At 46.7% G+C, this 23193-nt stretch carries 21 protein-coding genes and 1 riboswitch; of the genes, 16 read left to right on the top strand and 5 right to left on the bottom strand.

What is annotated here, in order from left to right:
- Window positions 1–4 precede the first annotated feature (4 nt).
- The 4 genes from KSP24_RS13530 (at window position 5) to uvrC (ending at window position 5254) form a co-directional block, all read left to right on the top strand.
- Window positions 5–1522 (top strand): replication initiation and membrane attachment family protein, encoded by a 1518-nt coding sequence (locus tag KSP24_RS13530; RefSeq protein WP_216975398.1) that lies wholly within the window; start codon window positions 5–7, stop codon window positions 1520–1522.
- A 98-nt stretch (window positions 1523–1620) separates the two neighbouring features.
- A complete protein-coding gene (dnaI, locus tag KSP24_RS13525) occupies window positions 1621–2568 on the top strand; it encodes a primosomal protein DnaI (protein ID WP_013372880.1) in 948 nt (315 codons plus the stop codon).
- A gap of 125 nt (window positions 2569–2693) precedes the next feature.
- Window positions 2694–3011, top strand: a complete 318-nt coding sequence (gene trxA / locus KSP24_RS13520; RefSeq protein ID WP_010347861.1) for a thioredoxin — start codon at window positions 2694–2696, stop codon at window positions 3009–3011.
- A 158-nt stretch (window positions 3012–3169) separates the two neighbouring features.
- Entirely contained in the window at window positions 3170–5254 is a 2085-nt protein-coding gene (gene uvrC / locus KSP24_RS13515) for an excinuclease ABC subunit UvrC (RefSeq protein WP_058711981.1), read from the top strand.
- On the opposite strand, the gene KSP24_RS13510 is transcribed toward uvrC, so the two are convergent.
- Window positions 5223–6953 (bottom strand): CPBP family intramembrane glutamic endopeptidase, encoded by a 1731-nt coding sequence (locus tag KSP24_RS13510; RefSeq protein WP_013372878.1) that lies wholly within the window; start codon window positions 6951–6953, stop codon window positions 5223–5225. The two genes, uvrC and KSP24_RS13510, sit on opposite strands and share 32 nt — an antisense overlap.
- A gap of 261 nt (window positions 6954–7214) precedes the next feature.
- Window positions 7215–7367: riboswitch (cyclic di-AMP (ydaO/yuaA leader) on the top strand.
- A gap of 408 nt (window positions 7368–7775) precedes the next feature.
- Here KSP24_RS13510 and KSP24_RS13500 point away from each other — a divergent pair.
- Window positions 7776–9116: a TrkH family potassium uptake protein gene (locus tag KSP24_RS13500; protein ID WP_013372876.1), complete on the top strand. Its 1341-nt coding sequence runs from the start codon at window positions 7776–7778 to the stop codon at window positions 9114–9116.
- Between the two features lie 18 nt (window positions 9117–9134).
- On the top strand, window positions 9135–9812 hold the full coding sequence (locus tag KSP24_RS13495) for a potassium channel family protein (RefSeq protein ID WP_013372875.1): 678 nt from the start codon (window positions 9135–9137) through the stop codon (window positions 9810–9812).
- Between the two features lie 5 nt (window positions 9813–9817).
- On the opposite strand, the gene KSP24_RS13490 is transcribed toward KSP24_RS13495, so the two are convergent.
- Window positions 9818–10723: a LysR family transcriptional regulator gene (locus KSP24_RS13490; protein ID WP_058711984.1), complete on the bottom strand. Its 906-nt coding sequence runs from the start codon at window positions 10721–10723 to the stop codon at window positions 9818–9820.
- Between the two features lie 226 nt (window positions 10724–10949).
- On the opposite strand from KSP24_RS13490, the gene KSP24_RS13485 reads away from it, so the two are divergent.
- The 9 genes from KSP24_RS13485 (at window position 10950) to KSP24_RS13445 (ending at window position 19592) form a co-directional block, all read left to right on the top strand.
- A complete protein-coding gene (locus KSP24_RS13485; protein ID WP_025674087.1) occupies window positions 10950–11624 on the top strand; it encodes a succinate dehydrogenase cytochrome b558 subunit in 675 nt (224 codons plus the stop codon).
- Window positions 11625–11717: 93 nt separating this feature from the next.
- Window positions 11718–13463 (top strand): succinate dehydrogenase flavoprotein subunit, encoded by a 1746-nt coding sequence (gene sdhA, locus KSP24_RS13480; protein ID WP_013372871.1) that lies wholly within the window; start codon window positions 11718–11720, stop codon window positions 13461–13463.
- A 19-nt stretch (window positions 13464–13482) separates the two neighbouring features.
- On the top strand, window positions 13483–14250 hold the full coding sequence (gene sdhB / locus KSP24_RS13475) for a succinate dehydrogenase iron-sulfur subunit (RefSeq protein ID WP_013372870.1): 768 nt from the start codon (window positions 13483–13485) through the stop codon (window positions 14248–14250).
- Between the two features lie 169 nt (window positions 14251–14419).
- A complete protein-coding gene (locus KSP24_RS13470; RefSeq protein WP_013372868.1) occupies window positions 14420–15229 on the top strand; it encodes an AAC(3) family N-acetyltransferase in 810 nt (269 codons plus the stop codon).
- Window positions 15230–15295: 66 nt separating this feature from the next.
- Window positions 15296–16240, top strand: coding sequence for a metallophosphoesterase (locus KSP24_RS13465; protein ID WP_216975396.1), 945 nt, complete (start codon window positions 15296–15298; stop codon window positions 16238–16240).
- A gap of 105 nt (window positions 16241–16345) precedes the next feature.
- Window positions 16346–17086: a metallophosphoesterase family protein gene (locus KSP24_RS13460; protein ID WP_058711986.1), complete on the top strand. Its 741-nt coding sequence runs from the start codon at window positions 16346–16348 to the stop codon at window positions 17084–17086.
- 52 nt (window positions 17087–17138) lie between these two features.
- Window positions 17139–17747 (top strand): GNAT family N-acetyltransferase, encoded by a 609-nt coding sequence (locus KSP24_RS13455; RefSeq protein ID WP_058711987.1) that lies wholly within the window; start codon window positions 17139–17141, stop codon window positions 17745–17747.
- 294 nt (window positions 17748–18041) lie between these two features.
- Window positions 18042–18317 carry an MFS transporter gene (locus KSP24_RS13450; RefSeq protein ID WP_216975394.1) on the top strand — a complete coding sequence of 92 codons (276 nt, stop codon included), beginning with the start codon at window positions 18042–18044 and terminating at the stop codon, window positions 18315–18317.
- A 519-nt stretch (window positions 18318–18836) separates the two neighbouring features.
- Window positions 18837–19592, top strand: a complete 756-nt coding sequence (locus KSP24_RS13445; RefSeq protein WP_216975391.1) for an alpha/beta fold hydrolase — start codon at window positions 18837–18839, stop codon at window positions 19590–19592.
- A 6-nt stretch (window positions 19593–19598) separates the two neighbouring features.
- On the opposite strand, the gene KSP24_RS13440 is transcribed toward KSP24_RS13445, so the two are convergent.
- The 3 genes from KSP24_RS13440 to KSP24_RS13430 all read right to left on the bottom strand — a co-directional run bounded on the left by KSP24_RS13440 (window position 19599) and on the right by KSP24_RS13430 (window position 22303).
- Window positions 19599–20339, bottom strand: a complete 741-nt coding sequence (locus tag KSP24_RS13440; protein ID WP_216975390.1) for a GTP pyrophosphokinase — start codon at window positions 20337–20339, stop codon at window positions 19599–19601.
- A gap of 191 nt (window positions 20340–20530) precedes the next feature.
- Complete coding sequence (locus tag KSP24_RS13435; RefSeq protein WP_216975388.1) at window positions 20531–21340, bottom strand: histidinol-phosphatase; 810 nt, start codon at window positions 21338–21340, stop codon at window positions 20531–20533.
- A gap of 60 nt (window positions 21341–21400) precedes the next feature.
- Complete coding sequence (locus KSP24_RS13430; protein ID WP_013372859.1) at window positions 21401–22303, bottom strand: LysR family transcriptional regulator; 903 nt, start codon at window positions 22301–22303, stop codon at window positions 21401–21403.
- 424 nt (window positions 22304–22727) lie between these two features.
- Between KSP24_RS13430 and KSP24_RS13425 the strand changes: the two genes are divergently transcribed.
- Window positions 22728–23186, top strand: coding sequence for a chemotaxis protein CheX (locus KSP24_RS13425; RefSeq protein ID WP_025365744.1), 459 nt, complete (start codon window positions 22728–22730; stop codon window positions 23184–23186).
- Window positions 23187–23193 lie beyond the last annotated feature (7 nt).

Here is a 23193-nt window from a genome sequence, read left to right as displayed (position 1 = left end):
CGGAATGCGGATGAAAAACCTGCTGCACTATACTGAGAACCACCGCTACTGCGTTTATCGGGAATTTGGCTTGAGCGCACTGGATGAATTGATGCTGGGAAGTGTCTATCAGCCGATGGTAGGCGCATTTGCGGTCAGTCTATATCGACTGTTGTTCCAGCATGTGCCAGTCGGACAGATCGGTTATTCGCCGTTGGAACAGCAACGTCGACTTTTTCTGACACTGGGACTGGAGCCAAGTGAGAAGGGACGCAAGTATTTGATTGAACAGACCTCCAAGCTGGAGGCTGTCGGTCTGTTGCAGACGTCCAGGCTGTATGCGCCTGAAACGGACGATTATATGTATGAATATGAGATGCAGCCACCGCTCGCACCTGCTGAATTTTTCAGAACGCAGCACCTCACCCTTTTGTTGAGAGACAAAATCGGTAAGTTTGCAGTGCTTTCTCTGAGAGAATCGTTGTGGAGCAGGGAATCTAGCGAATGGTCGCAATCTTCCCATAATAAAGAGAATATTTCGGTTCCGTTTTATGAGCTGTTTGAGCTGAACACCCATGTTATCGATTATGAGCTGGAACAGGCGCTGTCCGAGGTGTCCACGAGCCGTCAGACTGGAGCATTAGCGTCCGAATCGGAGGAAGCATTGAACTATGCCGATATTATTCTTCGTTTTCCGCGTGAATCCGCCAATCGCAAGCACGTAGAGCGTCTTCGATTTGAACACGAGCAATTAGGTATGGTCAATTACGTGGTACGTAAATTTGATCTCTCTGTACAGGATATTAGCCGCTTGCTGGATGAGGACGGCATTTTTACCGAAGCAGGTGACTTATTGCTCGACGAGCTTCAGCTTCGGGCTAGCCAGCACTCCAGGCAGGAACGGAAGCGTCAGGAGGAACAGCAGGTGCAGGCCGCCAAGGTGGTTGCCTTGCGCCAGAGGGAAACTTCCACACCTGAAGAGCCGCCTGCAGAGCAGGCTGTGGAAATGGAGTTTTATGTAGAGGTACCACCACAATTCACAGCCAAGTGTGACATTCACCAATATAATATGATGCTGCGCAACGAGCCTTATCGCCGTTTGCTGCAAACTTTTTTCCCCGGCACGGTTCCCGGTAACCTGCTGGATATATTCGAGAAGATAGATATCAGCTATAAGCTGCCTGGTGAAGTCATCAATGTGCTGATCCATTATTTAATGTCACTGCTCGTATCGGGGAGCGATCAACGGATTAACCGCAACTTTGTCGAGGCCGTTGCCTCCAACATGCTGCTAAAGCAGGTAAACACTTACGAAAAGGCCGTTCAATATATAAGGGATCAAGCCAAGGTAAAAGGAAAACAGTCTACTGCTTCTTCTTCGGGAGGCAGATCCCGCACGTATGCCAAAAACAATGCGCCTGCCAAGCCGTCTATTCCGATCGTACAAGATCAACCTTCCGAGGAATCCGTATCCGAGGAAGAACTGGATGAACTGCTCCGCCTGGCCGAACGATTGCAATCCGGCAAGCAAAAAAAGGTATAGTGGAAGCCAATTCAATAATGTGTCGACTTTATGGCGGTCGGTAGCGAAGCGTCTCTCCCGCTCGATAACTCTGCACATTTTAGAAAGGAGGAGTGTCCTTGGAATCACTCGGTGATTTGCTACAGCAGATGCAGAACCCCTCGTTTCGCCAACGCACTCGCAGCGTAGCCGATCAGGTTCTAAATGATCCGCTGGTGAAGGAATTTTGTGCTGCCCATCCTGATGTGGACGAAACGCAATTGCGACTTAATATGAGTATGCTCTTTCAGTATACCCGGGATCGTCGAAATTGCGACAACTGTCCGGGACTGGAACGGTGTCCTAACGATTTTCAGGGTCACTTTTGCAAGCTGGGCGTGGAGTACCCAAATGGAACAGCGGAAATGGTGGACATTCGGACCCCGTGCGCCAAGCTGGTTGCTTCTCAGCATGAACAACGGGTGCGCGAGCGAATTAAAAGCTTTTATGTAGATGAGCGCGCGCTGTTGGAAGGCTATAATGCCGTTGAAATTGCGCGCAAGGATTTGCAACGCGTGCCTGCAGTAAATCAGGTATTCCGCTATATTGAGGAAACCAAAAGTCAGGGTTTATTAAAAAAAGGGCTGTACCTGGAAGGTACGTTTGGTACGGGAAAAACCTTTTTGATGGGCTATCTGTTGCACGAGTTGGCTCTGTCGGGTTTCAACGGTGTGATTGTGTACATGCCTGATTTTGTGGAGGACTTAAAATCCATGATTCAGGATGGACAGAAGCTCAAGGAAACGACTGAAATGCTTAAAAATTGTGATCTACTTGTATTTGACGATATTGGTGCTGAAAATTTGAGTCCATGGGTACGGGACCATGTAATGGGCTCCATTTTGAATTACCGAATGAACCGCAAACCGACCTTTTATACTTCCAATTACTCGCTGCAAGGGCTAGAGAAGCATCTTAGCTTTACAAGCAAAGACGGAGAGGAAATGTACAAGGGACAACGCTTGATGGACCGGATTCGTCCTTTTGTAGATGTCATTACCGTCAAGGGGAAAAATCAGCGAGGATAAGCGGTTATCTGCCTGCTCTTTTGATATCTTACAATTAAAAGACTATTGTGATATAATTAAAAGGTGTCGAAACAGACATTACAGGTTATAATAATGTTGACTTTTCTATAAAGGAGGAACATACAATGGCAATTGTTAACGTGTCCGATCAATCCTTCAACGCAGAAGTCGAAGGCACAGGAACCGTTTTGGTTGATTTTTGGGCGCCATGGTGCGGTCCTTGCAAAATGATCGCTCCAATTCTGGAGGATCTGTCCACAGAAGTTGGCGATAGTGTCAAAATCGCGAAGGTGAACGTGGATGAAAATCCAGAGTCTGCTTCCCGTTTCGGCGTGATGAGTATTCCTACCCTGATCGTCTTCAAAGACGGACAGCCTGTTGATAAAGTGGTAGGCTTGAACTCTAAAGAAGCATTGAAAAGCATGCTTACTAAACACCAATAATCATGGAATGTGACCCATGCTCCTGCGGGGGCTTGGTGGAGCGCCATGAACAGTCAATGCCTCCGGTTATATATACCGGGGGCGTTTTTGTGCATTATTCCTATATAATATAAGTATTAGTTGAGCAGTCATTAAGAATGGAAGGAGGAACCGGGCGAATGAAATCCTATGCGGAGGACTTGCAGAACCAGGAGAAGGCGCTGGAGAATATACGGCACAAATTAGCATTACTGCCGGATGCATCAGGCTGTTATCTGATGAAGAACAGTGAAGGCACCATCATTTATGTCGGCAAGGCCAAAGTGTTGAAAAACCGGGTCCGTTCCTATTTTACAGGTAGCCATAACGGCAAGACGCAACGACTGGTTGCCGATATTCGTGATTTTGAATATATCGTTACAGGCAGTAATATGGAGGCGCTCATTCTGGAGTGCAACCTTATTAAAAAGCACCAGCCGCGTTATAACGTGCTGTTGAAGGATGATAAAACCTTTCCGTACTTGAAAATTACGAACGAGGCACACCCCAAGCTGGAGGTAACCCGTCGCGTTCTGAAAGATAAAGCGAAATATTTTGGACCGTACCCTAATTCCTACGCGGCACATCAGACGAAAAAGCTGCTGGATCGTATGTATCCGCTGCGCAAGTGCGGTGTGATGCCAAAAGAAGTGTGTCTGTATTATCACATGCATCAGTGCTTGGGACCTTGTGTGAAAGAGGTTGAGAAGGAAACATATGACCAGATCAGTCAGGAGATTGGTTCCTTTTTGAGTGGAGGACATGAGGAAATTAAAAAGGATCTCCAACGTAAAATGCAGGAGGCCGCAGAGGAATTGTACTTTGAGCGTGCCAAGGAGCTGCGGGATCAGATTATTAGCATCGACGCGATGATGGAAAAGCAGAAAATCACCACATCTGATGCGAAGGACCGGGATGTATTCGGCTTTTCGGTAGATAAGGGCTGGATGTGTGTACAGATTCTATATGTCCGTAAGGGTAAAATGATCGAGCGCCATATGTCGACTTTCCCTTTCTACGGTGAAGCTTACAGTGATTTTATGTCCTATGTGACGCAATATTACAGTGACAACCCGGCAGTACCGCAGGAGATATTGTTGCCGGATTCTCCTAAGCTGATGAAAGCAAAATCGGCTGATGTTGATCAACCGATTGCAACAGAAACTGAGCTTTACAGTGCAACTACAGCTGAGACTACCGGGATTACAGATGAGGAAGCAGTACAAACGGAGTCAGACCGTTCTGCTGACCCACTGCGGGTAGCCGAAGCACGAGCAGCTTATGCAGAAGGAACGAATCAAGCTCAAGTTGGTGACCAAGAAACCGGGGAAACAGAAACAGAAACTCAACTATCCGGTGGACTGGAGGACCCATCTACGGCAGCTCTCGCTCTGGCTGAATGGTTGGATATAAAAGTACTTGTGCCACAGCGTGGGCTGAAAAAGCAAATGACGGGTATGGCGACGGAAAATGCACGTGTTGCTCTGGATGAGAAGTTTAAGCTGATCGAGCGGGATGAGGAACGGACATCCAAAGCTGCAAGCAATCTGGGACGTGCCATTGGGCTGGATAGTCTGCATCGGGTAGAGGCGTTCGATAATTCCAACATTCAGGGTTCTGATCCAGTCTCGGCCATGATCGTCTTTATTGATGGCAAGCCTGCCAAGAAGGAGTATCGAAAATACAAGATCCGTTCCGTGCAGGGACCAGATGATTATGAGACGATGCGTGAGGTTATTCGGCGTCGATATGAACGTGTGCTGAAGGAAAATCTTGAACGTCCCGACTTGATCATTGTCGATGGTGGGCGTGGACAAATTAAAGCGGCAACCGATGTATTGGAAAATGAGTTGGGTTTGTTTATACCTGTGTGTGGTTTGGTGAAAGATGCCAAACACAGAACTTCCCAACTACTGATGGGAGAAACATTTGAGGCCGTGACACTTGCACGCAATAGCGAGGAATTTTATCTGCTGCAACGGATCCAGGACGAGGTTCACCGTTTTGCCATTACGTTCCACCGCGAGCAGCGCGGCAAATCTATGGTAACTTCCCAGTTGGACTCCATTCCAGGCATCGGCGAGAAACGGCGTAAGTTGCTGCTCAAGCATTTTGGATCGCTCAAAAAAATAAGAGAGGCCAGCGTCGAAGACTTCCGGCCTCTCTCTATTGGGGATAAGCTTGCTCGTCAAATTATAGCTGCCCTTCGGGAGGAGGAGTCGTAGAATACGGCTCCTCTTTTTTCATGGGTTCAAACATGATTCGATTAGGCTTTTTGGGACTAAACCAGTAAATGATGTAGCCTACAATAGCCGGAAGTAAGATCCAGAATAGGCCGGCGCTCACATTCACGGTGTCTCCCAGACTTATCACACTAAGTCCCATTAATATGCTGTCAAAAATAACGTGGCTGAACATAGCAGCGATAAAGCCGTAACGCAAGAACACGAAACTAAACAGCAAACCAAGAAAAGTCAGCTCAATAGGTCTGGAAATCACCGGATAGATCGGATAAAGCGTATGTCCCAGTGCCCAAATAAGCGTAGTGATCAGACAAGCAACAAACGTATTCTTGACTATTTTTTTTACCATCGGAATACCAAATAGACGGTAAACAGTTTCTTCTCCAATACCTGCCATCCAAGCCATAATCGGCAATAGCCATGGATAAGCCATATTGTAAGGGGACTGCGTGGCGTCTGTAGTGGAGAACGTATTAAATGTGCGCTCCAATACAAAGAACAAAATGGATTGTACGCCCAGTAAAATGAAGGCCCACAAGTAACCGACATACATACTGCGAAGCACATACAGTCCGTAGCCTGGCTCTTTAGCACGTGGCCATGCATTTAGTCCAACCTGACGCATAAGCCCGTCACCGCCTACCAAGGAGAAATAGATAGCTACAGCCATGAAGAAGGTAACACCAACCTGGAATACCATAAGAAATAAAAGCATGCCCTTACTGCCTGCTTCAGCTTGCAATAAAGGTAGCATGTTCATTGTCCCAGCTATACTAGCAATAAAGTATACAATGGACAGAATAATACCACGAACAAATGAAGTATGTCGTCGAGTGAGTGACGCATACACAATGGCAAGTACGCCCAGGACAAAGCTAAATAGGGCATAACCCGCATAAGTCATCCAATTCGCCCAGTATGTTTGCTTTTTAACATAGTCGGTATAGGACGAAGGGGCCGAAAAGCTTTGGGTAAACGAGCGAACATCCCCGTCTTCAAAAGTAAAAGCCAGCGTAAGTACCGAGGCGCCGATTTTCTTTTCGTCCACGGTATATTTTAATCCACCTTCCCCCTCAGTGGTCGCGAGCTTCAATTCAGATGGCTTAAAGCCAAAGCGTTTGATCCATATTGCTGCAGCCTGTTCCTTGGCTTCGAGCGTCATGTCACCCTCAGCTACACGTACAAGTCTGCTTCGTGCTTGTTCATCTGTAGAAACATCAGCCTGTGTGTAATTGGTGCTGGAGGTGATCCGTTTAAAGCTAACGACCTTCCCAGTGGATAAATCCACATGGATTTGCAGCTTGCCCTTCGCTGAGGAGTCAGGCAAATCAACCCGAAAGGTTTCATAAGGATAATTTTTTTTCCATGTACGATCGTACTCTTGAACCAATTTTTCTCTGGATAAATAACCGTACAAATCTGTTTCAGCCTGATAGGTTACGACGGGCTTCTCTGGCTGTGATTCCGTATAGCCCAGCTCGGAACGGGCAAAGTCCAGGGCGTGTATGACCGCTTCTTGTTTGCTGATGACCTTTGCATTCATCAATGATTCCGGACTTGGATTGCTAATTGAGGGAATAAGCAATTGAAAGATAAAAAAGCAAATCAGGCCAACCCCGCCCAGCAAGCCTAATTTTTTGAAGTTGGCCGTGAGCACGACCGGTTTCCCGATAGGATTCATGAGTTTCCTCCTTAATCTGTAAATAAGAACATCCATTAAAGATATCATACTGCACAGGTTCCCGCCAACAGACCAGCGATATTCATGAAAATAGAGTGAAAGCACTTTAAAGTTTTAATAAAATTAGATAAGCTGTGATTAATCGATGTCTATTCGCGAATTAAAGCCAATTTCACGTTTTTTCGGCGAAATCGGTTTTGTGATCTGGATAGAGAAGGATTATAATCTTGAGGCAATGCCTATGAAATATATGGGTAATGATATACATTTAAGCCGAATTTCTATGAGAAAACGGGGGAACCATGTTACTGGGGTGAATTTTACAGCCGATCCTGATGGACCGGAAGTGTAAATAGGGCATACTGTGCTGTCCGAATCCGTCAGCTAACCTCGTAGGCTGTGGGCAGGAACCAAGTCAGGCACTCGGTTTTCCGGTGTCTTTTTTTGTGTGTATAAAAGTGTTTGGATTGGTTAGACCGCTGCGGGTTCAGATTATTCTTCCAATTGCAGTTATCCCCGGATTTTTTTGATTGTATAAACCCTTTAATGGTTAAAATCCGGAGATAAAGGCAAACGCTTCGCTTCTTCAGAACAATTCTGCCCCCTTCGCTGCTGCTCGCCAATAGCACAGGGAGCCGAGTAGTGTTTGACATGCATTCTTCCTGTATTCAGGGAATGCTAATTATAGCTACTTAAGGTTTGGAAAATCAAAAAAATCAGGGGCAACGACGATCGGAAGATAAATGGAACGCGTAGCGGGCTTACACCGTATTAAGTCACTGTTTTTATAGTTTTAAGGATTAGGAGAGAAGTGATGAATAGATGAATCCCAATGCACGCTGGCTTCGGCTTTCTCCACCGCAGATATTCGTTGCAGGCTTTGCCATTATCATTCTAATAGGTAGTTTATTGTTAATGCTGCCCATCTCTAATACAACAGGAAAACCACTTGCGTTTATAGACGCTTTGTTTACTGCCGCATCCGCGACCTGTGTAACCGGACTTGTCGTTAAGGATACAGGGCTCTTTTTTACAACCTTTGGTCAAATCGTTATCGTTGCGCTGATCCAGATCGGTGGTCTTGGCTTTATGACCATGGCTACCTTGATCGCGCTGGTGTTCAAACGTCGCATTTCCTTGCGGGAGCGCCTTATTTTGCAAGAAGCGATGAATCAGACCTCTGTCGAAGGAATTGTTGGATTGATCCGCAAGGTGCTATGGTACTCGCTGATGATTGAGGGCGTATGTGCAGCTATTTTTTCGATTCGCTGGTCATTTGATATGCCTGTCGGCAGGGCGATTTATTTTGGAATTTGGCATGCCATTTCCATGTTTAATAATGCTGGTTTTGATTTATTCGGTGAATTTCGCAGCCTGACAGGTTATGTATATGATCCGATTGTTAATTTTACAGCCATGTTTCTCATTATTTCGGGTGGTATTGGTTTTGTAGTGATGTCAGACCTGGCAGATTATCGTAAGCGTAAGAGACTATCCTTACATACCAAGGTGGTACTCAGCATGACAGCTGCTCTGATTGTCGTCGGGACGCTCGTCATTTTTGTATTTGAGTTTACGAATCCAAAGACGCTTGGTTCGCTTGATTGGGGTGGTAAACTGCTGGGTTCTTTATTCCAGTCCGTTACTCCACGTACCGCAGGTGCCAACACGCTGGACATTGCAGGCTTGCGGCAGGCTACGCAGTTTTTTATCATCATACTTATGTTTATTGGAGCTTCGCCTGGCTCCACTGGGGGCGGGATTAAGACCACTACATTTGCCCTGCTCATTGGAGCGGTGTTTTCGATGCTGCGGGGACGGGAAGATATTGTGCTGTTTCGGTACCGACTTGCGCAGGCACGAATTTATAAGGCTTTGACCATTACCTTGCTGGGGCTGCTGTTCGTGATTGGGGTGACGATGATTCTGTCCGCAACCGAAGATCATCATTTTCTAATGATCTTGTTCGAGACAGTGTCTGCATTTGGTACAGTAGGGCTGTCTATGGGGCTTACACCTGATTTGTCAGTTGTAGGCAAGCTGGTGATTACTCTGACGATGTTTGCAGGCAGGCTGGGTCCACTCACGCTAGCTTATGCACTGGGACCGAAAAAGGGTAAGGAATTGTATCGTCATCCAGAAGGTAAAATAATTATAGGGTAAGGGAGTTTTCGAGTAGATATGAAAACGCAGCAGTTTGTAGTCATTGGCCTGGGACGGTTTGGCTCAAGCCTGGCTTTGCAATTGGTGGATATGGGGTGCGAGGTGCTGGGCATTGATCGGAATGAGGATGTTGTAGACAGTATGAGTGAGATCCTGACACATACTGTCGTGGCGGACGCTACAGATGAGGATGCGTTGCGGTCACTGGGCATCCGTAATTTCGATTGCGGCATTGTTGCAATTGGTGATGATATTCAGGTAAGCATCCTGACCGCCATTTTGCTGAAGGAGCTGGGTGTGAGAAAAGTCGTAGCCAAAGCTATATCTGTACTGCATGGGCGTGCGTTAGAGAAGCTTGGGGTGGACCGAGTCATTTATCCGGAACGAGATATGGGTATTCGGGTAGCGCATCAGCTGGTCACGCCTAATCTGCTCGATTATTTGGAGCTGTCCAAGGAATACAGCATTGTGGAACTCAATGTGCCTGCATGTCTGAATGGCAAAACGTTAGCAGAATTAAATGCTCGTACCCGCTTTGGTTGCAGCATCGTGGCACTTCATACGGCGAATGGTATCTTGATCGCGCCGACAGCTATGGATCGGCTGAAAGCAGACGATATTATGGTCATTATCGGCTCCAATGACAATATCGGCCGCTTTGAGGATGAGGTCGTTAATGTCAATGAAGAGGGTTAAATTCTCTACACCATACGGTAGCCTGCAAACGATGCACGTGTCTCGCTAATCCAGCGTCGTGCTGTCGGGCCGAGATCGGCCGTTTCTGAGTATATGAGGGAGGTCGTTCGGCGTGTCTCCTTCAAATCAGGCAAGTACAATGCAGTAAGTCCATTATCTCGCAGCAGTTCGCTGCGCAAGTAGGATTTGGGCAGCAAAGCGGATGCCTTGCAGGTTGGAAGCAGGCGTACAATCGCCTCGAAGGAGTCGATTTCCATGCGGATATCCGGCATAATGCCGCTGCGCTGGAACAAGTCATCCGTCAGGCTGCGGTACCAGGTTCCTTTGGAGAAAATGATCATCGGCAATCCTTGCAGGTCCTTCATTGAAGCCGTTCCTGTCTTGACAGTTAATTCATGTCCGATGGGGACGACTAGCTCCAAATGATCGTCAAATAACGGAATGCAGCGTAATCCAGCTTCATGAATGGCAGACCCGACCACGCCGGCGTCTGCTTTTTTGTCGCGTACAAAGGCGACGATTTCATGCGTTTTGCCGGTGAGCAGCTTTAGCTCAGTCTGAGGATGCTTGCTCATGAAAGCCTCGACGAGGGTAGGCAACGTCGTTTGGAGTGTCGTAAGACTTGCGCCCAGAGTAAGCATGCTCTGGGCTTCATTTTTGTGCTGTGACAGCTTTTGTAAGAAGCGAAGCTGACGTTGCCGTTGCTCCAGCGCGAAAGTATATACAAATCGGCCAGTCGATGTAATTTCGAGCCGTTTGCCCCGACGATCAAAGAGATGGACACCCAGCTCTTCCTCCAGCTTGGCAATTTTGCGAGACAGGGCGGGTTGGGACAAATTCAGCAGTTTGGAGGCTTTATTCAAGCTGGACTGCTCGACAACGACGGCAAAAGCGTTCAAATCCTCAAACAAATCTTCCACTTCCTCTCTATATGCAAAAAAGACATAATAATTAATACGTATATTGCAATTCCATTATAAGCCGAAAAGGAGTAACATGAAAGCGACACAAGATGTTCACACTTTTGTTTTTCCTTATAAGGGACACCTTGTTGAACATTCCCTGTCGGGAACTGTCATTTTATATGTTATATTACTATTGAAAACGCTATTATTGGGAGAAGGGAGCATGACCTAGATGAGAGGATTTTATTCCAGAAAGCTGCATTCGCTTCTTGGCGTCATTCCGTTGGCTCTATTTTTTGTTGAGCATTTGGTGACGAACTTCACAGCGGTGGAGGGCGGTAAGGAAGGCTTTAATCGCAGCGTGGCCTTCCTGAATGGTTTGCCGCTGGTTATTGTGTTAGAAACGTTATTCATCTACTTGCCATTACTGTTCCACGGAATCTATGGCTTGTATATCGCTTATCAGGCTGATCCGAATGTTAAAAGGTTTGGCTATTCGCGTAACTGGCGCTTTTTGTTCCAGCGTATTTCCGGCGTCATTACGTTTGTATTTATTATCTGGCACGTATACGACACACGCTTTCAGGTGGCCCTGGGTAATGTCACTCATGAGGAGCTAGGCGGCGTAATGCATGGCATAGTGACGAACCCAGTCTATTTTATTTTGTATTTAATCAGTGTCGTTTCGGCATCATTTCACTTTGCTAATGGACTGTGGGCATTTATGGTCAGTTGGGGGATTACTGTGGGACCACGTGCCCAAAAAGTATCTTCCTATATCTGTATGACCCTGTTCGTGGTGGTGTCGATCGGCTTCGTTGCTTCCCTGCTTGCATTCCGCAGCGCGGAATTCCAGGAAACGGCAACAGCCTTGGTGCATTGCAGCGCTTTTAAACAGCTACTGTAAACGAGTTATTTAAATTATACATTGTGTTGAGATTCTATTCTGAATGGTAAAAGGGGATTTAGTACAAATCCTGAAAAGAAGGAGTGAGCAGAAATGGCAGCATCCAATATTATTGTCGTGGGCGGCGGTCTGGCAGGTCTAATGGCTACGATCAAGGCGGCAGAGGCGGGAGTCCACGTTCATTTATTTTCTTTGGTTCCGGTCAAAAGATCCCACTCCGTTTGTGCGCAAGGCGGCATTAACGGTGCGGTAAATACCAAAGGTGAGGGAGACTCGCCCTGGATTCACTTTGACGATTCAGTCTATGGCGGTGACTTTCTGGCAAACCAGCCGCCGGTAAAAGCGATGTGCGAAGCGGCTCCGGGAATCATCCATCTCATGGACCGTATGGGTGTTATGTTCAATCGGACACCAGAAGGACTGCTGGATTTCCGCCGTTTTGGCGGTACCCAGCATCATCGCACAGCCTTTGCTGGTGCGACGACAGGACAGCAGCTCCTGTATGCTCTCGATGAGCAGGTACGACGCTGGGAATCTGCGGGTTTGGTGACCAAGTACGAGAACTGGGAGTTTTTACAGGCTGTACTGGATGATGAAGGCATCTGTCGAGGGATTTGCGGGCAAGATTTGCGTACGATGGAAGTGAAGACTTTTGCAGCGGATGCCGTTATTCTGGCATCTGGTGGTCCCGGGATTATTTTCGGTAAAACCACAAATTCCGTCATTAATACCGGCACGGCTGCCGGTGCAGTGTATCAGCAAGGCGTTCGCTATGCGAACGGTGAGTTTATACAGATTCATCCAACGGCTATACCTGGTGACGACAAGCTGCGTCTCATGTCCGAGTCGGCACGGGGAGAGGGCGGTCGCATTTGGACGTATAAAGACGGAAAGCCATGGTATTTCCTTGAAGAAAAATATCCGGCTTATGGAAATCTGGTCCCTCGCGACATTGCGACACGTGAAATATTCAGCGTATGCGTTGATGATGGACTGGGTATTAACGGCGAGAACATGGTCTATCTGGATCTGTCTCACAAGGACCCGAAAGAGCTGGATGTAAAACTGGGCGGCATTATTGAGATTTATGAAAAATTTGTCGGCGACGATCCGCGTAAAATCCCAATGAAAATATTCCCGGCTGTTCATTATTCAATGGGCGGCATGTGGGTCGATTATAACCAAATGACAAATATACCGGGTCTGTTCGCAGCTGGTGAGTGTGAATTCCAGTATCACGGAGCGAACCGCTTGGGTGCAAACTCGTTGCTGTCGGCCATTTATGGTGGGATGGTGGCTGGACCAAAGGCTGTAGAATATATCAAGGGCTTGAAAAAGTCTGCACAGGATGTAGCTTCTTCGGTATTTGATGCGGCAGTCAATCAGCAGACGGAGAAATATGAGCGCATTTTGCATATGGACGGAAAAGAAAATGCCTATGTTCTTCATAAAGAGCTGGGTGAGTGGATGACAAACAATATGACCGTGGTTCGTTATAATGATAAGCTGGAAGCTACGATTCACAAGATCAAGGAGCTGAAGGAGCGTTACTCGAACATTAACATTAATGACGCTTCGCGCTGGAATAATGCGGGTGCGGCGTTTACACGGCAGTTGTGGAATATGATGGAACTGGCTGAAGCGATGACCAAAGGGGCGCTACTGCGCAACGAAAGCCGCGGGGCCCATTACAAGCCGGACTTCCCGGATCGCAACGATGAAGATTATCTGAAAACGACGATTGCAGATTGGACACCGGAAGGACCACAAATTTCGTATGAAGAGGTCGACGTTTCACTGATCAAGCCGCGTGTTCGAGATTATTCCAAGAGCAAATAACAGAAGGGAGTGTATTTAGATGTCGGAGCAAGCAGTGAAGTCGAATAAAACAGTGAAGTTCGTGGTTACTCGTCAGGATGAGCCTAATGCTAGTTCCTATACGGAAGAATTTGAATTGGCCTACAGACCGGGAATGAACGTGATCAGCGCGCTGATGGAAATTCAGCGTAACCCGGTAGACAGCCAAGGTAAAGAGACGGCTCCGGTGTGCTGGGAGTCAAACTGCCTGGAGGAAGTATGTGGAGCTTGTTCTATGGTGATTAACGGCAAGCCACGTCAGGCGTGCGCAGCGCTCGTCGATAAGCTGGAGCAGCCGATTACGATTGCGCCCATGAGTACATTCCCGGTAGTACGGGATTTGGTCATTGACCGCAGCCGGATGTTTAACGCGCTCAAGAAGGTCAAAGCGTGGATTCCGATTGACGGTACCTACGATCTGGGACCGGGTCCTAGAATGGCAGAGAAAAAGCGTCAGTGGGCGTATGAGCTGTCCAAGTGCATGACCTGTGGTGTCTGTCTGGAAGCATGCCCGAACGTCAATGAGAAGACGACGTTCATCGGTCCTGCGGCGATATCTCAGGTTCGCCTGTTTAACAGCCATCCGACAGGGGAAATGAATCAGGAAGAGCGCCTGGATGCATTGATGACGGACGACGGGCTAGAGGGCTGTGGGAATTCGCAAAACTGCGTACGCTCTTGCCCGAAAGGCATTCCGTTGACAACTTCTATTGCCGAAATGAACAAGCAAACGACTAAGCATATGTTTAAGCGCTGGCTGACTGTGTAGCAGAGCCAGCCCATAGGTTGTACTCAAACAGGCTTCTTCCCAACCGGAGAAAGCCTGTTTTTTTGCGCTCAGGAATGATGGAGGGTAACATGGAGGAAGGAGCGAGGGACAGCACTTATGGTATAATTATAATATTGTGTATCGTTTTGGAGAAAAGGAGGCTGGACAGGTGACTGTGCAACCGATAACGAATCGACCTGTCACGAGGTCGGATGTAATGAAAGGATTAAAGGAGCTGGGAGTTCAGAGCGGCATGACATTGCTTGTTCACTCGTCGATGCGCAGCTTTGGGCGCTTTGTTCCAGGCGGGGCCTCCACCATTCTTGCCGCATTAACCGAAGCGATTGGCCGGGAAGGGACGCTGGTGATGCCAACACAGTCACACGACTTGACAGATCCGTCCACCTGGATGAACCCGCCTCTGGATGAGTCATGGTGGGAACTGGTACGTGAGGAAATGCCTGCTTATGATCCGGCCTGGACGTTGACCGGAGGGATGGGCGTCATTGTAGAAACGTTCCGTGGCCTGCCGGGAACAGTGCGCAGCGGACATCCGCACGTTTCTCTGGCGGCATGTGGACCTGCTGCTATAGGCTTGCTGGAAGCGCATGAGCTTGATTTTGGGCTGGGTGAGCATTCGCCCTTGGCGAAGCTGTATGAGGCAGATGCCTATGTACTGCTGCTGGGCTGCGGACATGACAGCAACACCTCCTTACATTTGGCAGAATATCGAACAGCCTACAATGGACGTGAAGTTGTCACGCATCAAGCCCCTATGATGGTGGATGGGACCAAAACGTGGGTGTCTTTTCAGGATTATAATATTACCTCGGATGATTTTGAGCAGCTGGGACTTGATTTTGAACGGGAATGTCCCACATCCTTTATGCGGGTGAACATTGGAGAGGCTTCATGTTTTTTCGCAAGGCAACGGGATTTGGTTGACTATGCAGAGCAGTGGTTGTCCACTCATCGCTAAAGCTTCTGAACAGTAGGGGATTCTGAGAAAATGAGATAGAGGAATAGATCGCAAGGGGGAACGCATATGGAAAAGACGCCGCAAATCCGCCGCGAGAGTCAGGATGGCCCACATCAGGAGGCCGCTATCCCTCCCGGTTCTTCGCGGCGTTCCTTATCAAATGAGCCAGCCAATCCTTCCCGCCGCCGTTTTTTGAAAAAAGCGGCTTTAGCCACAGCAGGAACTGCACTATTGGCTGGAGGATATGCCTCCTTATGGGAGCCTAATCATTTGGAGATTACACGCTTCAACTTGTCTCTCCCTCGTCTTCCGTCTGCATTTGACGGAATTAGGGTGGTGCATTTCAGCGATGTGCACTTGGGGTTTCACATGGATGAGCAGGATCTGAGCGAGCTTGCGGACCGAATAGCTGGTCTGGAGCCGGATTTGCTCTGTTTTACAGGCGATATTGTAGATGATTTTTCAGTATCTATGAAGGCCGCTGTTCCAGTTATGGCTTCCATGCACGCTACCCTTGGTAAGTTTGCTATTCTGGGCAATCATGATTATAGAGGCTTACCCGCCGGCGTTCAGGAACTATATCCAAAAACCGGGTTTACACTGCTGAGAAATGAGCATGCGGTTGTAGAGCGCGCGGGACAACGTGTGGCCATTGTCGGCTTGGAGGATAACATCATGGGCAAGCCCAATCCGCAGCGTGCAATCCACGGACTGCCTGATGGGATGTGCAAGCTGCTACTGATGCATGAGCCGGACTATGCAGATGTGGCGGCACAAATGTCCTTTGATCTTCAATTGTCAGGACATACACATGGGGGACAGGTACGTTTGCCTGTCATTGGAGCACCGATGCCACCCCCAGGTGGACGCAAGTACATTCAGGGATTATTTCATGTGGGACCGGATAGAATGCCACTGTATGTCAGCCGAGGCATTGGTATGACACATTTGCCAATACGGGTAATGTGCAGACCGGAGCTTAGTGTTATTACGTTAAAATCTGGCAAATAGGTCATGATCTTTTTTTCATCTTCATCATATATGTTGGAACTACATAATGTTGGCTTGAATGTAGTGTAGAGATGTAGCCGTTTCGGACAAAGGAGTGAGATTCAGATGGATCGTATTGCTGTCATTTCAGATATTCATGGCAATTGGCCTGCTTGTGAGGCGGTGCTGGAGGATATTGCTTCCCGAGGCATTAGCCGTGTGTTTTGTTTGGGGGATCTGATCGGCAAAGGGCCTAGCCCGTGCGAGGTTCTGGATGCTATCCGTCAACATTGTGAAGTCGTCGTTCGGGGCAATTGGGATGAGCTGGTTAGCATAACGGATGATCTCAATTTTAGCTGGCAAGCCGAACGTTTGGGTGCAGAGCGAGTGCAGTATTTGGCGCAGTTGCCGTTTCATTATGATTTCAGAATGAGCGGACGTCGTATCCGCTTGGTGCATGCCTCGCCGCAAAGTGTGTATCACCGCGTACAGCCATGGGATGAGCCAGCCAAAAGGCTTGCCATGTTCGATCCGCTAGCTGAAGAAAGTGGAAAAGTACCTTTTGCTCCAGAGGTTGTGGGATATGGGGATGTGCATAATGCCTTTATCCAGCATTTTCAGGGAAAAACACTTTTTAACGTTGGGAGTGTCGGGAATCCGTTGGATATTACCCAGGCTTCCTACTGCATTTTAGAGGGGCGATGGGGAGAGGAGCAGCTCACGCCTTTTTCCATTCATTTTGTACGCGTACCCTATGATATAGAATTGGCAGTAAAACAAGCAGAGGAGGCAGATGTGCCTTCTTTGGCATATTATATTCGAGAGCTGCGTACCGGAATTTACCGGGGAATTCAGGACCTGGTTTAAGTATGGAAATATGCATGGCTAAAAGCAGAATCCATCCGCAGGAGGGAACATTGTGCTGACCAGAGAAATGCTTCGTCTCGGATTGCCGGAGCTTTACACTCGCCGAGTCCGATTGCGCCAGCTAAAAGCGGAGGATTATCCTGCGCTGGAGCGGATCTTATCCGATCCATTGGTAATCCAATATGTGAATCGAATTCGCAAGCCAGTCTATGCAAGAATGAGACGCCTGGTTGCGCAAATTAAAATATCAGCTGACTCACTGGATTCCCTGCATTTTGCGGTGGAATGTCATCGGAGAATTACAGGAGAGAGCAATCTGCATGATGAATTCAACGAACGGTCCTCCTCATCGTTGCTCGGTATTGTTTCTTTTCAGCAATGGAATGAAAGAACGGGTGAGGCACAACTGGGCTATATTCTGGATCGGCCTTTTTGGGGACAGGGACTGGCTACAGAAGTCGTAGGAGAAATGCTGAAATTTGGTTTCGAGTCTTTGAAGCTCAAGCGGATCGAAAGCCGTTGCCAAGAGAATAACCAGGCTTCTATGCGTGTGCTTATGAAAAATAAGATGCGCCTGCTGCGCACCATTGGTGCCTATGATCCCTCAGGAGAGGTGCCGAGTGTATTGGTATTTTCGCTGACCCAAGGGGATTATGCGTAGAAATAACATTGGAATATTTTGTTACAAAGATGAAATATAACTGCAAAACAACTCTAACACAGGACGGGTACAATACAGACATGACCCCCTTTTGAATAATATATGTTGCTGGGACCCGATCATTCGGGTCCTCTTTTTTTTGTTATCCTATAGTTAGAACCAATCAGGAAAGAAGGGCTAACTCACGATTCCGCCTCATTTGGGTAAGGGAAGGGATCGTTACATCTAGATACAATCCATTTATGTCATATTCAAAATATCATGCTACTAGGTGTATAGGGTCTAGGTCTCGGGATGACCACAACGCCACTGGCCCATGTCGCCCTTGGTGCTGTATCGGCTGAGGAGGCAGGAACGGGTTCAGGCTTGTTTACGACCTTTATGTACTTGGCTAATTCGTTGGGTGTCGCTTTGATCGGTATCTTGTTCTTATCCTCGCTCAATCACACGCTTTCAGATGCTAATCTGTCCGATTATATCAGGGCATTCTCTATTTCTGTGGCGGTGAGCGGCCTTCTTGCCTTGGCTGCGCTCATTTGTATTTCATTTTGTTACAAAAATGAAATATAACTGCAAAACTACTTTAATATAGACTGGGTACAACATAGACATGACCCCCTTTGAATCATATAAATTGCTGGGACCCGAAGCTTCGGGTCCTCTTTTTTTTATAATTCATAGGTACGTTTCAGGCTGGTTACCAGCTCTGGAAGCCATTCATTTAGGGAGAGAAAGGAGTATCCCTCTGACTGGGCTTTGGACGTATCCATGTACCACGATTGTGTAATACCGAATGGAAACATGTGCTTATCTACTGTTTTTCTTGCATCACAGCTTGTTTCCCTGTTACCTGTTCAATGAATGAAATGATATCTCCAATCCTTACTGTACCGTCGGAGCAAGCATTTACAGGGCCTGTTACAAGACCAGACCCAAGCCAAAACAGAAAATCTACGGCTTCATCGGAACGAATAAATGAGATATGTACATACTTACATCACTCCAGCTGGAATGGTTTTCATTTATATTAAGATAGACGGACGAAGGAATGTAAAAGATACAGGACGCAATGAAAATGAGGAGGATCACATGCCATACGTAAAAATTCAGGATTTAGAGATTTATTATGAAAAAATGGGTACAGGAGATCCCGTCATATTTTTGCACAGTCATTATTCAAGAGGAATCCTAGCTTTTTCATCTCAATTACTTGATTTTCAGCAAAAGTATACATGTTATTTTCCCGATCACCGGGGACATGGCAGAACGAAATGTGACAGCCTGAAATGGAGTACCCCTCAACTTGCAGAAGATGTGATTAATTTTATGAAGGCCCTACATATCTCCAAGGCCCATCTTATTGGGTACAGCTGCGGAGGCAATGTGGCTTTATACTGTGCGGTGAAGCACCCTCAAATGTTCGCAACCCTTACCACCATTGGCTGTAGTGGAGTCGCATGTCCTGAGGGGGCAGATGAGTTTGAGCCGGAGTGGCTCATCCAAAACGAATGTTATGAAATGATCCATCAAATGATGGAACGCCATGAGGAAGCGCATCAAGGTAATTGGCAGGAATTTATGCGTCAGAGCGCTCAGGATTGGCGCCAATATCCGCAATTGACACGTAATGAGTTAAGCCGCATTAAGTGCCCTGCATTATTTATCGCTGGTGAACATGACGACTTTGCCACAGAAGAGCAGCTTCAGGAATTATGCTCATGGGTCCAAGATTCACGTTATCTAGTTGCTCCGGGTTGTAGTCATCGACCGCACATGCTTAGAGAACAGCCCATTTTAATCAATGATTCTATTCTTCAATTTTTGAATAAACATGCTATTGGTTGATTAAAATTATTCCCCTAGAAGCTTCAAAAAATTGGCTGGCACCGTAATTTGCTGATTATTAATCATAATCTTTCGAAGCTCTTCCATAGAGTTTTCTTCACCTCTGGCATCTTTAATCTCCTTGATTTCACGATGCAGACGTTCCATTTGCAGATCCAGCGCATTAGCGGAATCCGCTGCGTTCTTTAATTCACGTGTCAGACTCTCGGGAACAGACTGGTTATATTTATAAAAGATTTTATGCTCCAGGCTTGCCCAAAAATCCATCGCAATGGTTCGAATCTGCACCTCTACGCAGACTAGTTCCTCACAGTCCGACATGAATACAGGAACTTGAACCAGCAAATGCAGACTCTGATAACCGTTCGGCTTGGGATTCTTGATGTAATCCTTGATTTCCAGCACCTTGAGGTCACTCTGTCTCTGAAGCATGTTACTGACATCATAAATGTCAGAAATAAAAGAACAAGTAATACGTAAGCCCGCGATATCCTTGATAGAATCTTTGATAGCATCCAGCGATAATTCGCTATTTTTACGAAGCATTTTGTTCATGATACTCTCAGGAGATTTAAGGCGTGATTTGGTATGCTCAATTGGGCTGTAATCGTGCAATGCTTGAAATTCCTGCTTTAATATTTCAATCTTGGTTTCCATTTCGTCGAGTGCAAACTTATAGATGAGCATAAATCGCGTGATATCATGCTTTAGCTTTTTGAGCTTGTCCATAGGATCTTCCAATTGCATATGTAATTCTCCTCACACAAAGATGTTGTTTATTTAAAATAATGGAGTTGTACGGTTTAAGGCGATGGGTAGCAGAGCGAGGATTTGAATCTGGAGAAGCGTTAGTGTTCGCCTTTGCAATGGGATTGTTACCCTATATAAGGATTTCCCAAGAATCCCATTGCAACAGCGATTCCCACCCTTAATACATTTTAAAGCGCCACAGGAATTTTACGTTTTTCTTTAAAATAAACCCATTCCCGGAAGCCGATATCCTTCAGCATCGCTTTTACGTCTTCCCAATCGTCGCCTACCCGCGAAGGCTTATGGGCATCTGAACCAAAAGTGACCTCCACACCAAAATGGTGCGCTCTTTCTAAAATAGAAGCAGACGGGTACCATCCGCCACTCAGCTTGGTTTTACCTGAAGTGTTAATCTCAATCGCCACATTGGATTCCGCAATCACTCGCAAGGTTTCGTCAATGGCTTCATCGGCAGGAATGTCTGAAAAGGCAGGGAAATTCCCTTTCATTGCGTCAATATGACCTAAAATCTGAAACATGCCGCTTCGCGCAGATTGCTGAATGAGCGCATAGTAGGCTTGTTTGACCTCGACTTTACGAGCGTCACTTAATTTTTTCCAACGATTGCGGTTAAAAATGCTGTCCCCTTCGACATTATGAATCGACCCGATAAGGTAATCAAATGGATAAGGAGCCAAAGTGGAACGATACAATTCAACAAAATCAGGGAAATAATCCGTTTCCAATCCAAGGAGCACGTCAATACGGCCCTCGTATTCCTTCTTAAGCTCCTGTACTTCTTTTACATATTCAGCAAGCTGTGACTTGGCCATATAAATTTTAGGAAAAGCCTGATCCTTTTCGCTACATAGGAAGGGGGAATGGTCGGAAATACCAATAGCTTGTAAGCCTGATTGAATACCTGCTTCGATGTAATCCCGAATGTTGCCGTCTGCATGACCGCAGCGGAAATGATGGGTGTGCAGATCAAATTTCATGGACTGTCTTCCTTTCGTAACCAAGGTTTATATTGTGTATGTTGTTCATAGCGAATTACGTTATTCGGAATTGGTGAAATTCGTCTCCGGCATCCCCTTCAGATCGCTCAAAAATTGCTGCATTGCTGAGTTTAGATAACGGCCGGACTTATAAATCACCCCTACCGGATGACTAACTTCCAGCTCGGGAATATGGATCATTTTTAATGTGCCTGTACGCAGTTCAGAAGTGACTGACAGTCTGGAGATTATGGCAGCTCCGAGATTGATTTCGACCATCCGTTTGACTTCCTCACTGCTGGACAACTCAATCACGACATGGGGCACAATTTGGTGCTTTTTAAAAACATCGTCCACGAATTTCCGTCCTACCGTATCGGGAGAGAGCAGAATGAGCGGAATTTCCCGAAGGGCTTCAATAGTAGCGTGTGGTTGCGAGGCCAGCGGATGTGTAGGAGACACGACAAGTTCAAAAGAATCATAATACAGGACTGAAGTGCTTAGATTGGGATTACGTTCGATCAGATACCCGATACCAACATCAATAAGTCCGTTCTCCACCTGTTGATAGATCATCGAGGAGGCCATGGATTGAATGGAGGTTTTGATGAGAGGGAACTGATCCTGAAAGTAGGAGAGCACACGCGGTAAAATTTGAATGGCGATGGATGTTGTGGTACCCAGCGCAATGTGACCCTGCGGTGTTTCGTTCAAGTCATACAATCTCTGTCTTAATTCCTCAACAACCTCCAATATGCGCTCGGCGTGTTCCAAAAAAACAACTCCCCGGTCGGTCAGGGTGACGGGCTGGTTGCGGTCAATCAGAATGGTTTTGAACTCATCCTCTAGACTTTTGATTTGGGCGGACACCGCCGGCTGCGTCAAATTGAGAAGTTCTCCGGCTTTACGGAAGCTCATCGTTTTGGAAATCATGATAAGTGTTTCAAGTTGACTGATGTTCATGAAGTTCCTCCTCTCTTTTCTTTAGCTTGTCGCAGCTGTATAAACTGAGTTTAGCCAATCTACTTGTTTATATGTAAAACCATCGTTATGCTTTATTTCATTAGATTATAGGTTATTCGAGCAGGAAGGGCAATGAATCGAAGCAGTACACCGTAAAGTGTGGTATATTGGGGGATAAAGACTAAAGTCCTGATATACTTTAAAAATAACCAGTCTAGATTCGGCTTGTAGTAAAGATATAGGACATTATTCACATTTTTTGTGCTTTAGCTATAAAAAATTGCGGGACTGCTGTCGATAAGTGATAGAGAGAGTATTTTATTGCAGGTTGAGTCGTTATCCAGCATTATTTAAATAAAAATTCAAATTTATATGGGACTTTTGTTGTGTGTCTAAAAGCCCATCGTAAAGGGGCGCAATGATCGTGAAGGCAGAAGTGATAAATCCTTTTTTGGAGTCGGCGAGACGGGTCATTGAACAATTGATCCAAGTATCTCCTTTACCCGGAAATCTCGGTGTGAAAAATGTCGAGTTAGTGGACGACCATATCTGGATTATGATCGGGATGACCGGACAGCTCAGCGGAAATATTGTGTTCGGCCTGAATGAGCAGGTGGCGCTACGTATGGTATCGGCGATGATGGGCGGATTTGTGTTGACTGAAATTGATGAGATGGGCAAAAGCGCAATTTCGGAATTGGGCAATATGATTAGTGGCAATGCCAGTACAATTTTGTCCAGTCAGGGAATTGTCGTGGATATCACCCCTCCGCAGGTCATGAAATCAGAAAACTTGACCACTTTTGTGCCCCAGCGCGCCCTTTGTATTCCGCTTTCGGTGGAAGGAATCGGTGAGCTGGATATTCAGGTGATGATCTCTTAATATTAAA

It is taken from the genome of Paenibacillus sp. AK121 (assembly GCF_019042715.1).
GTDB lineage: Bacteria > Bacillota > Bacilli > Paenibacillales > Paenibacillaceae > Paenibacillus > Paenibacillus polymyxa_C.
Note: the sequence above shows the minus strand (reverse complement) of the source record. Positions and strands in the feature narration are given on the sequence as shown.